The following is a 4,602-nucleotide window of genomic DNA, read 5'->3' on the forward strand; positions in this document are numbered from 1 at the left end:
CGTAATGCTGTTCACTTAAGCGGAGCAGCCTTACGGTCCACCGGAAACCGGGTTTTTGAAATTTTCACCGTCCTTGGCCTCGAAGGCCTTGGGCGGTGATCCAGAAACATTCCCCCAACACCTGCCCTTAACTCTGCCAATCGCCTCCCTGTGGCTGAAACCGGATTGGCCGCTGCCATCACGATCAGTTGGACGGCGATGTACTGGCAGGCCGGTTTGAAGCGGATGTCGCTGGGCGCTCGGCCAAACGCCACTGCTGCCTGACTGGCCTCTCGACGAATCACGTTGTAAGCCAGCAAAAGTCCCCACACCTCCTGATAGACCAAGTCGACTTTCTTGCTACGCAAGGTCACCGCGTTCTGCTGCATCGAACTTTTGATGTCTCTGAAGCCCAATTCGATCTCCCAGCGCTCCTGATAAAGCTTGGCGACGGCCTTGGTGTTGTAGGTGTTGGCCGGCAACGACGTCATGACGGTCTTTAGCTTGCCGTGAATTTCATAGCTGACTTCGCGGGCCTCCCAATGCGTTGGAAGAGCCGGGTTTCGCTTCCTGGCCTGCGGCGAGACCTTCATGCGCAACAGGCGGTCGTGCTCGCTGTAACGGGTCACTTCCTCACAGACCATTCCCTTTTTTGCCGGGATCAACCAATGACGGTGGGTGCCGGCTCTGCTCAGGCTCGACAGCAGTTCGGCCCCCCAGAACCCTTTGTCGAACAGCGTCACCGAATGGTCGGGAATTTGCTGCAGGAACTCATCGGCCAAGCGCATTTCACTGCGTCGGTAAGGGCTCAGCTGCGCATCCAGGATCACGTGCGAGCGCACATTCATCAACGCCACCAGACGCATCATGGGAAAAGGCGTCTGGCGGTCGCTCGGGGTGTTTCCCGACCCGAAGTGCGCTCGAAGCTCGGGCGTATCCGGGGTACGCAAAAGTGCTCCATCCACCGCGAATACCTGCAGGTCATGCCAAGCATCACCGTCATAGCGCTCCGCACCCCATTGGTTGCCAGTCTTGCGGAACAACCACTCAACGGGGTCGGCACCGAGCCGTTTACGAGCTTCGGTTACACCACTACGGGCCAATAAATGGTCGGAGGCCAGACCTTGGGCGCAAATGTTCAAGCGTCTGGCCACCTCGTGAACCGGCTCGTCTCGAAATAGCGCCATGCCAAGCACCAGCCAAAGCACCTGATCGGCGGGCAGGCGCCGTCGGCGAATGGTGGCCTGACTGGATAGATCCAGCGCAGACGCTACCCACTCAATCGGGATGTTTTGGGTGAAGGTGCTCAGGTCGCAAAAGTTGAAAAGGTCGCCGAGGTCGAGCAGGTCCTGTTGAACAGACATAAAAAATCCGATGCCAGAGGTCTGGCATCGGATTTTCGGGGAAGCCCGGCTGGGACTCAAATACTTAAGTGAACAGCATTACGATCAGATCGGGGCTTTTTGGTATTCGATTTGTCGATTCAAGTCGTCAAATCGCTGCAAGCTCTAGAATCAATCCCAGCTCAAAGCCCCACCAGTCTGATACTCAATAACCCGAGTCTCGAAGAAATTCTTCTCTTTCTTCAAGTCCATGATCTCGCTCATCCAAGGGAACGGGTTAGTCGTCCCTGGATACTCTTCCTTCAACCCAATCTGCGACAAGCGACGGTTAGCGATGAACTTCAGGTAGTCCTCCATCATCGCCGCATTCATGCCCAATACCCCACGAGGCATGGTGTCACGCGCGTATTCGATCTCCAGCTGAGTGCCCTGCAGAATCATCTGCGAAGCCTCTTCCTTCATCTCGGCATCCCACAAATGCGGGTTTTCGATTTTGATCTGGTTGATCACGTCGATGCCGAAGTTCAGGTGCATGGATTCGTCGCGCAGGATGTACTGGAACTGCTCGGCGACGCCGGTCATTTTGTTGCGGCGGCCCATGGAGAGGATCTGGGTGAAGCCGCAGTAGAAGAAGATGCCTTCCAGGACGCAGTAGTAGGCGATCAGGTTGCGCAGCAGTTCTTTGTCGGTTTCGACGGTGCCGGTTTCGAACTTCGGATCGGAGATCGAGCGGGTGTATTTCAGGCCCCAGGTGGCTTTTTTCGCGACCGATGGGATCTCGTGGTACATGTTGAAGATTTCGCCTTCATCCATGGCCAGCGATTCGATGCAGTACTGGTAGGCGTGGGTGTGGATCGCCTCTTCGAAGGCCTGGCGCAGGATGTACTGGCGGCATTCCGGGTTGGTGATCAGGCGGTACACGGCCAGGACCAGGTTGTTGGCAACCAGGGAGTCGGCGGTGGAGAAGAAGCCGAGGTTGCGCATGACGATGCGGCGCTCGTCGTCGGTCAGGCCTTCCGGGTCTTTCCAGAGGGCGATGTCGGCGGTCATGTTGACTTCTTGCGGCATCCAGTGGTTTGCGCAGCCGTCCAGGTACTTCTGCCAGGCCCAGTCGTACTTGAAGGGTACGAGTTGGTTGAGGTCGGCGCGGCAGTTGATCATGCGCTTTTCGTCAACGGCGACACGGGCGGAGGCGCCTTCGAGTTCGGCGAGGCCTTCGGCGACGTCGAGGGAATCCAGGGCGGCTTTGGCGCGGGCAACGGCGGCGGAGTCAGAAGCGGTCACGGCACGGGCTTCCAGGGCGGCGGCACCGCCGGCGCTGTCGAGACGGTCCATGTTGGCTTCGGTGGCGTGGCCAGCGTTGGCGCTCTTGACTGCTACTTCCGTGTCTTCTTTGTCGAATTCGTCCCAGCTCAGCATGACGTGTCGTCTCCTGCGTGAGGGCCAGTGTGCCCGTGTGAAATTGGATAGGTCGGTTTTTCACACGGCCTTACTGGCCGCGTTGGATCTAAAGGAATTGTTTTTTGCAGCAGCTATACGCAGGCATCAAACAGAAATTTGTACGGGGTTCCGAGAGCCACTGATGGGCGCAGCAAGCTTTGATCGCTTGTGCGGGGCTTCAGACTGGCTTTTCATCCCTGTAAGGGAATATTGCAGGCCCGTTTAAGGCCGCATTATAGGGAAGTTTTGCGTGCTGTGGGGCGGCGAAATGGCTCACGGATCGGTCGACGGGGGCGGTTTTTCGTTCGGAGCGAGGGTTTACAGGGCTTTGAACGATGTTGGCGGGGGAAGATTTTTTTTCCTGATTTTTTGCCCTGGATTATTTTTGTTCAAGAAATAACCAAAAAAGGCATTTTTCACTACATCTTGTGTTTCGGTGGGGTTTTCTCAGGCTCCAGACACAACTAAGCCCGACCGAAGTCGGGCTGTGAAGTCACGCTGGCGGATCAGCTCAGGCGAGCGGCACCGATGTGGTCGGCACCATCGGCGGCGAGGCGGGCGGCGCCAGTGCGGTCAGCGCCGTCGGAAGCCAGTTTGCCGGCGCCAATGTGGTCTGCGCCATCGGCGGCGAAGGACGCGGAACCGGTGTGGTCGTAACCGTCGGAAGCGACAGCCGCTTCGCTGGTGTAAGCAGCCGAGCCGGTGCGGTCGTAACCATCGGCGGCGAAGGTGTTGGCAGCCAGGACGGAGAGGGTCAGGGCGAGGATCAGTTGGGTTTTCATGGTCGTTGCTCCAGTTTCGCAGGCGTTGTTTGTCTTGGGTTGCAGTTGATTTTACGCTGACTATTTCGATTAAAAAGCGCAAATAAATGCTTAAAATAATCGAATTAATCGATCATTAAGGTTCGGCGCTTCATCTGCCTGATCGAGGCGGGTGGGTCGAACCTTATTGGGGGAGGGGTGAAGCAGGGGATCAGCCGTTAGAGCAGCCGTTGCCCATCGCGCTGTAACGCAGGATATGCCGTTGACCGTTGGAATCTTCGTATTCCATTTTCATGGGTACAACTTCACACACGTTCGGGGCTTCGCTCATGGAGATCACTTTGGCGATGTCCAGATTCATCGAGTAAGTGTATTCCTCAATGGGTGGTTGTTGCTGGGCGACATCAGTCGGGACCTCGCCGGCCATGGCGGTCAGGCACACGCTGCTGAGGGCCAGAACCAATAAAGCTTTCATTTGATTTTTACCTTTTAGAGGTCGAAAGGGGGCACGCAATCTTTTTGGGATTGCGTGTGGAACTTCAGTACCAGGGTGTTTGATTAACTGCCTTCGTGGGGGCTGTAACTGGGTTAATCAGGTTGCCTTGTTGGCAAGACGGATTTTAGGTGTGTGCGCCTCGTCCATATAGTCGTGGATTTGATAAACACTTTTGACAGATCCTGTAACAATCCCCGATCTGTGTGGGTCCCAGCCTTGAAATGGGTGTCCTTTAGTGCCCCATCGCGAGCAAGCTCGCTCCCACAGGTACCGCGGCGGTAGTGGGTTTGAAGGTTTTTCATGACAATTTGTAGGGGCTTGTTACTACCATCGTCGAATGGTTCTATAGGCCCGGCCCGGCTAAAACGTGGTCATACAAAAACAACTATTCCACCGAGGTAAGAAAGATGAGTGCGGCTTCCCTGTATCCCGTTCGTCCCGAGGTTCTGGCTAACACGCTGACCGACGAGGCGACCTACAAGGCCATGTACCAGCAGTCGGTCGTCAACCCGGACGGCTTCTGGCGCGAGCAAGCCAAGCGCCTCGACTGGATCAAGCCTTTCACCACGGTGAAGCAGACTTC

The 4,602-nt window shown here is 56.3% G+C and carries 5 protein-coding genes; 1 reads left to right on the forward strand and 4 read right to left on the reverse strand.

Features of this window, described 5'->3' with window-relative positions; translation table 11 throughout:
* Positions 1–11: 11 nt before the first annotated feature.
* The 4 genes from AC1DVH_RS26480 to AC1DVH_RS26495 form a co-directional block, all read right to left on the reverse strand.
* A complete protein-coding gene (locus AC1DVH_RS26480) occupies positions 12–1,343 on the reverse strand; it encodes an IS4 family transposase (RefSeq protein WP_477756283.1) in 1,332 nt (443 codons plus the stop codon).
* 150 nt (positions 1,344–1,493) lie between these two features.
* Positions 1,494–2,741, reverse strand: a complete 1,248-nt coding sequence (locus AC1DVH_RS26485; RefSeq protein WP_108215199.1) for a ribonucleotide-diphosphate reductase subunit beta — start codon at positions 2,739–2,741, stop codon at positions 1,494–1,496.
* 527 nt (positions 2,742–3,268) lie between these two features.
* Positions 3,269–3,544 (reverse strand): hypothetical protein, encoded by a 276-nt coding sequence (locus AC1DVH_RS26490; RefSeq protein ID WP_477756284.1) that lies wholly within the window; start codon positions 3,542–3,544, stop codon positions 3,269–3,271.
* Between the two features lie 190 nt (positions 3,545–3,734).
* Positions 3,735–3,998, reverse strand: a complete 264-nt coding sequence (locus AC1DVH_RS26495) for a DUF2790 domain-containing protein (protein ID WP_223533448.1) — start codon at positions 3,996–3,998, stop codon at positions 3,735–3,737.
* Between the two features lie 428 nt (positions 3,999–4,426).
* On the opposite strand from AC1DVH_RS26495, the gene AC1DVH_RS26500 reads away from it, so the two are divergent.
* Positions 4,427–4,602: acetyl-coenzyme A synthetase N-terminal domain-containing protein (locus AC1DVH_RS26500; RefSeq protein WP_477756285.1), on the forward strand; the 176-nt coding region annotated here is incomplete at its 3' end.

It is taken from the genome of Pseudomonas sp. P4_C3 (assembly GCF_056402075.1).

Bases quoted from the DNA above. Each gene is read 5' to 3' on its own strand.
- AC1DVH_RS26480 (WP_477756283.1), bottom strand. From the start codon at position 1,343: ATGTCTGTTCAACAGGACCTGCTCGACCTCGGCGACCTTTTCAACTTT.
- AC1DVH_RS26485 (WP_108215199.1), bottom strand. From the start codon at position 2,741: ATGCTGAGCTGGGACGAATTCGACAAAGAAGACACGGAAGTAGCAGTC.
- AC1DVH_RS26490 (WP_477756284.1), bottom strand. From the start codon at position 3,544: ATGAAAACCCAACTGATCCTCGCCCTGACCCTCTCCGTCCTGGCTGCC.
- AC1DVH_RS26495 (WP_223533448.1), bottom strand. From the start codon at position 3,998: ATGAAAGCTTTATTGGTTCTGGCCCTCAGCAGCGTGTGCCTGACCGCC.